The 1,948-nt window shown below is 53.6% G+C and carries 1 rRNA gene; it reads left to right on the top strand.

The window, feature by feature from the left end:
- Positions 1 to 225 precede the first annotated feature (225 nt).
- Positions 226 to 1,948 (top strand): 23S ribosomal RNA (locus HMPREF2736_RS00225); the annotation flags it as partial.

The following is a 1,948-nucleotide window of genomic DNA, read 5'->3' as shown; positions in this document are numbered from 1 at the left end:
TGCAGCAATGAAATTGATGGTGTGTTGGCATGCTGTTGGGTGTCTGGGGCAACATTGTGTGTTCCTTGTTGTGGCATTCCATTGTTGGTTGATCATCTGTTGTGGTGGTTGGTCTTCGTGGGGTGTGTGTTGTGTGAGAACTGTATAGTGGACGCGAGCATCTTGTTCTTTTTGTGTAATTTTTGTTTGTTGAGTTGTCTGCAGTTTTTGTAGCGACCGTAATTGTTGTTTTGTGTTACGGGCGTATGGTGGATGCCTTGGCATGCTGGGCCGATGAAGGACGTGTGAGGCTGCGTTAAGCCTCGGGGAGTTGCCAACAGTGCGTTGATCCGAGGATGTCCGAATGGGGAAACCCAACACCAGTTGTGTGGTGTTACCTGCAGGTGAATGCATAGCCTGTGTGGAGGTGACGTGGGGAAGTGAAACATCTCAGTACCCACAGGAGAAGAAAACAATTTGTGATTCCGTGTGTAGTGGCGAGCGATAGCGGATGAGGCTAAACCGTGTGCGTGTGATACCTGGGTAGGGGTTGCGTGTGCGGTGTTGTGGGGTGTGATCGTTGCGGGCTACCTGACCGCAAGATGGTGTGTGTGCGTTAGCGGAAACGTCTGGGATGGCGTGCCGGAGCGGGTGATTAGCCCCGTACGTGAAGGCGTTGCATATGTTGTCTGATCATGTTTTCCCCGAGTAGCAGCGGGCTCGTGAAATCTGCTGTGAATCTGCCGGGACCACCCGGTAAGCCTAAATACCCAGTGTGACCGATAGTGAATAAGTACCGTGAGGGAATGGTGAAAAGTACCCCGGGAGGGGAGTGAAAGAGTTCCTGAAACCATGCGCTTACAATCCGTCAGAGCACCGTTTGTGTGTGATGGCGTGCCTTTTGAAGAATGAGCCTGCGAGTCAGCGGCATGTCGCGAGGTTAACCCGTTATGTGGGGTAGTCGTAGCGAAAGCGAATCCTAAGAGGGTGTCAAGTGGCATGTCCTGGACCCGAAGCGGGGTGATCTACCCATGGCCAGTGTGAAGCAGCTGTAAGAGGTTGTGGAGGCGCGAACCCACTTAGGTTGAAAACTGAGGGGATGAGCTGTGGGTAGGGGTGAAAGGCCAATCAAACTCCGTGATAGCTGGTTCTCCCCGAAATGCATTTAGGTGCAGCGTGATGTGTGCTTACCGGAGGTAGAGCTACTGGATGGCCGAGCGGGACTATCATCTTAGTGACGTCAGCCAAACTCCGAATGCCGGTGAAGTTTGAGCATTGCAGTGAGACTGTGGGGGATAAGCTTCATAGTCGAGAGGGAAACAGCCCAGATCGCCGGTTAAGGCCCCTAAGGGTGTGCTAAGTGGAAAAGGATGTGGGATCGCGAAGACAGCCAGGAGGTTGGCTTAGAAGCAGCCATCCTTGAAAGAGTGCGTAATAGCTCACTGGTCGAGTGGTTCTGCGCCGACAATGTAGTGGGGCTCAAGCACACCGCCGAAGCCGCGGCATAGTTTTTACTATGGGTAGGGGAGCGTCGTGTGTGGGGTGAAGCCGTATCGGAAGAAGCGGTGGACTGCACGCGAGTGAGAATGCAGGCATGAGTAACGAATGATACGTGAGAATCGTATCCGCCGAATGACTAAGGGTTCCTGGGTCAAGTTCGTCTTCCCAGGGTGAGTCGGGTCCTAAGGCGAGGCCGACAGGCGTAGTCGATGGTCAACGGGTTGATATTCCCGTACCCGTATATACGCGCCCAGTATCGAAGCGGTGATACTAACCACCCAGATCCGCCGACATGCACATCTTTGATGTGTGGTTGGTGGTGATGCGTGGGGCCTGATCCGTTGTAGGTCAGTGATGGGGTGACGCAGCAAGGTAGCCAAGCCGCTTATTGGATTGCGGTGCAAGCGTGTGGCACGACAGCATGTCAAATGCGGCTGTCAATAGTGTGAGGCGTGATGCGTAGCCCATA

Origin of the sequence: Corynebacterium sp. HMSC036E10 (genome assembly GCF_001836265.1) — a bacterium.
GTDB classification, from domain to species: domain Bacteria; phylum Actinomycetota; class Actinomycetes; order Mycobacteriales; family Mycobacteriaceae; genus Corynebacterium; species Corynebacterium coyleae.
Note: the sequence above shows the minus strand (reverse complement) of the source record. Positions and strands in the feature narration are given on the sequence as shown.